Here is a 3,981-nt window from a genome sequence, read left to right on the forward strand (position 1 = left end):
GCCGCGGATCCGCCCGGCCGAGCAGAAACGTCGGCCGGGTGGATCCGCGGTGCCGGTGCACGCGGTCGGGCGCGGACGGCCTGCAGGGCGGCCGGGTTCAGACCGCCCGTTCCGACAGCCTCAGGGGTTGGTGCAGGACGTGCCGTTCAGGCTGAATGCGGCCGGTTCGGCGAAGGCGCCGTCATAGGTGCCCTGGAACCCGAAGGAGACCTGGCCGCCCGGCGCGATGGACGCGTTGTAGGCCATACCGCCGGCCGTCACGGCTCCGGACGAGGGTGAGATCTCGGCGCTCCACGCACTCGTGACCCGCTGCCCGACCGGCAACGTGAACGCGAGCTTCCAGGCGTCGACGGGCGACGAGCCCGTGTTGGTCACGGTGACCTCCGCCGTGAACCCTCCTTGCCACACGTTCGTGCCATAGGCCACCTTGCAGGCCGACGAGCCGCCGGTACCGCCACCGGTCCCGCCGCCGAGGTTGACGGCCGAGGAGAACGAGGTCACCGCCAGCCCCGCACCGTTCTGCCAGGGTTCGAAGCCCGCCTGAACGCTCGTCAGGTACCAGTTGTCCTGCGCCAGCCCCCGGGCCGCCGCCTGGCGGACGAAGTCCATCACGTCGAAGTTCCAGCTGTCGATCGCCGACGGAGCGACGAAGGACAGCACGTCGTTGGTGCCGTTGTTGCCGGACCACACCTGCCAGGAACGCCCGGCCACGGTGGAACTGCCGGTCGGCGAGCCGACCGGCCGCGGTGGTCGTGCGCCAGTTGATCGCGGCGGGTTCGGGGACCGTCCACGGGTGGGCCGCGTTCTCGTGCATGGCGTGCGGGACGGCGCCCAGCCATGGGTCCGCGGCGCCCCGGTGCCGGCGCGGTGCGGTCGCACTGCGCCGGAAGTCGCCGGACGCCGCCCGCCTGCCTCGGCACCCTCACCCCCTGAACGTCGGCGTGGGTCGCGGCCGCAGCCGGCGGATCGGCTTGTCGAGCACCCCGGGCGGGGCCGGTCGCACTCAGCGGTGTCCGCCGTGGGGGTCGGCCGCGTGGTGCCCGTGGTGCATGTGGTCGGCGTGGTCATGACTGGTGTCGGGTGAGCCGCCCATCATGCGGAGCATGGTCATGCCGCCGGTGCGCCAGAAGCGCACCAGGAGCACCGCGGCCAGGAGGAGGAAGGCGATGTTGAGCCAGGTGGTGTAGTTCCAGCTGACGCCTTCCATGGGGACCTTCGCGTCGGCCTGATCAGGGATCAGGCCGAGCCCGCCGAAGGCGAACTCCACGATGTACCCGGCGATGACCATCGCGAGGTAGAAGGTGCCGAGGAGGAAAGCGGCCGTCTTGGCGCCGTAGTACTTCCGGTAGATGTTGAGGATCGGCAGGATCAGCAGGTCGGCGAAGATGAACGCCACCACGCCGCCGAAACTGATGCCTCCCTTCCACAGCACCACAGCCAGCGGCACGTTACCGATGGAGCACACGAACGAGGCGATCGCCACCAGCGGGCCGACGACGGGCCCCCACAGCTTGGCGGCGAGCGGGTGGCCGTCGAAGAAGAAGGTGCGCCAGAACGAGTCCGGGACCCAGGCGGCGATCGCCCCGGCGATGAACAGCCCGACGACCAGATCACGCAGGATCGCCGCCCATTCCATGACGAATACGTGGCTGGTGGCGGTGAAGCCCTCGCGGGAGAGGAGCCGACGGATGAAGGAACCTTGGCGCTGTACGGACATGTCCATCGCGGCGTGGCCCTCCATCGACCCGGCAAGCCCCCGTTCTGCCTGCTCGCGAGCCTGACGCAGGAGCCTGTCTCGCAGGAACAACCTGAACAGGACCGCCAGCAGGATGATCATGATGGGGCCGCCGACGAATTCGGCGGCGGTGAACTGCCAGCCCATCAGCAGCGCGAGAATGACGCCGAGTTCGACGACGAGGTTGGTGGAGGCGATCTCGAAGGCCATCGTGGCGGTGAAGTTCGCGCCCTTGCGGAACAGCGAGCGGGCCAGCGCCACCGCGGCGTAGGAGCAGGACGAGGACGCCGCGCCCAGGCCGGCGGCGACGGCAAGGGTGCGGGGCCGGTCGTCGCCGAGCAGGGAGACGACGGTGGACTTGCGGACCACGGCCTGGACGACGGCGGACAGCGTGAAGCCCAGGATCAGGGCCCAGGTGATCTCCCAGGTCATGGAGCCGGTGATCGACAGTGCGTGCAGTACGGCGTGCATCTGAAAAGCCTTCCTCGCACGAAACGGCGTACGCCCCGGAGGGCACGTGGTGAGGGGCGGGTCTGTCGGGCCGGGTGCGGGGCGCCGCCGGAAGCAAGGGCGGCGCCCCGCTCGCGGTCAGCCCACGCGCAGGGTCAGGGCGGCGGTGTGGAGCGTGCCGCCGGTCCGGAACTGCAGGAACAGCCGCCAGTTGCCGGAGGCGGGCAGTTCGGCGTGGAAGGCGAGGTCCGGGCCGCCGTGGTCGCCGGTCACCTTGGTGGTGGGGTGGAGGTGGGCGAAGGCGGCGTCGCCTTCGTGGAAGGCGGTCAGGTGGGCGTAGGTGTCCAGATAGGGCTGGAGGTCGGTGACGGGCTTGCGGTCCTGGGCGAGGGAGACGGTCAACGGGTGCGCCATCCCGGCCATGGGCTCGCCCTTGACGGTGACGGTGTACCCGTCGGCCTGGGTGCTGGTGGCGGGGGCGGGCAGCGGGGTGTTGGTCGCGGTGCCGGGCACGGTGACGGTGCGCGAGAGCACGAAGTCCTTGTCCTTGCCGGGCCCGCCGTCGGGGGTGAAGGAGGCGAACAGGCGCCAGGAGCCCGGGGTGAGGGAGGCCAGATCAGCGGTCCAGGCGCCGTCGGCGGCCATGGCGGGGTGGATGTGCTGGAAGCCGGTCAGGTCGGAGCGGATGGCGTAGAAGTGCATCCGCTTGGTCTGGTCGAGGGCGAAGCCGGTGACCGCCTTGCCGTCCGGGCCCGTGACCGTGAACCGGTAAGCGGTCTGCTTGCCGGAGGGCAGGGTCGCATCCGCGGAGGTGAGGCGGTAGCCGTCCTGAGTGTCGGACAGGCCGTTGCCGGAGGCCATGTGGTCCATGCCGGGCATGTCGCCCATCGCTTGCGGCGCGCTGGGCGAGGAGGAGGCGGCGGACTTATCGCCGTGGTCCATGCCGGGCATGGACGAGGAGTCGCCGGAGGAGCCGCAGGCGGCAAGCGTCAGCGCGAGAGCGGCTGCGGCGCCGGCCGCTGCGAGGGTGCGGCGGCGGGCGGTGAGACGGGAGGAGGTGGCCATCGAGGTGGGTCTTTCCGGGTGGGCGCACCACAGCGGTGGTGCGCGGGAACGAGCAGGACGCGGTGCCGGCTCCGGCCTGGGGCCGGGATCCGGTGCGCGCCTGTCACGTCCGCGCGATGCACACCTGAAGAAGGAGATCTCGCCCGCCGTCCGGTGGCCCGCGCCGCCCCGTCTCGCCGGCCGCCGCCCGCGGGCGGGCCAGCGCCCACGGGGCGAACACTGATGCGCCTGCCAGGCCGAGGGGGCCGGGCGCGGGCAGGTGGGTCCGCTCGTGGGCCGCGGTCGACACGCACAGCGTCCCGGACATTCCAGAGGCATCGGCGGACCGGACGGCGAGGCCGGTACCGTGCGCGGTGGGCGTAGGGGTCGCGAGCAGGGCGGCGGGGTTGTGACCGCCGGTCATCGGCGAGGCCGCCATCGTGGACATGGCGCCGTGGCAACCCTCTGCGGCCGCGGCCGGGGCGCCATGCATGAGGAACAGGCCGAACAGCACCGCGCACAGCGCCGACAGCCGGGCAATGCCCCGCCTGCCTGCATGTCCACTGCCCACGTTCTGTCCCTTTTCGCCGCACCATTCGGCGTGCCGCCTGCGACCGCCCACCCCCACCATACCGGGGCGGGGTATGCAATGGGCCGGGCCGCCCTCCCCGACTGCGGAATGAATGCGTTCGCCCCTTGTTGAAAGCGGTATGAAAAAGATCGGGTTCCTGTCCTTCGGACACTGGACGCCA

At 71.2% G+C, this 3,981-nt stretch carries 3 protein-coding genes and 1 pseudogene; all 4 read right to left on the bottom strand.

The window, feature by feature from the left end:
- Positions 1-120 precede the first annotated feature (120 nt).
- Positions 121-744: pseudogene (locus ABZ646_RS42115) on the bottom strand (cellulose binding domain-containing protein); the annotation flags it as partial.
- A 259-nt stretch (positions 745-1,003) separates the two neighbouring features.
- Positions 1,004-2,206: a permease gene (locus ABZ646_RS42120; RefSeq protein WP_360531740.1), complete on the bottom strand. Its 1,203-nt coding sequence runs from the start codon at positions 2,204-2,206 to the stop codon at positions 1,004-1,006.
- Between the two features lie 117 nt (positions 2,207-2,323).
- Positions 2,324-3,250 carry a hypothetical protein gene (locus ABZ646_RS42125; protein ID WP_360531743.1) on the bottom strand — a complete coding sequence of 309 codons (927 nt, stop codon included), beginning with the start codon at positions 3,248-3,250 and terminating at the stop codon, positions 2,324-2,326.
- A 103-nt stretch (positions 3,251-3,353) separates the two neighbouring features.
- On the bottom strand, positions 3,354-3,800 hold the full coding sequence (locus ABZ646_RS42130; RefSeq protein ID WP_360531746.1) for a hypothetical protein: 447 nt from the start codon (positions 3,798-3,800) through the stop codon (positions 3,354-3,356).
- Positions 3,801-3,981: the final 181 nt, after the last annotated feature.

Source organism: Streptomyces sp. NPDC007162 (assembly GCF_040634175.1).
Classification (GTDB): domain Bacteria; phylum Actinomycetota; class Actinomycetes; order Streptomycetales; family Streptomycetaceae; genus Streptomyces.

Coding starts and splice junctions, on each gene's coding strand:
- ABZ646_RS42120 (WP_360531740.1), bottom strand. CDS start 2,206: ATGCACGCCGTACTGCACGCACTGTCGATCACCGGCTCCATGACCTGG.
- ABZ646_RS42125 (WP_360531743.1), bottom strand. CDS start 3,250: ATGGCCACCTCCTCCCGTCTCACCGCCCGCCGCCGCACCCTCGCAGCG.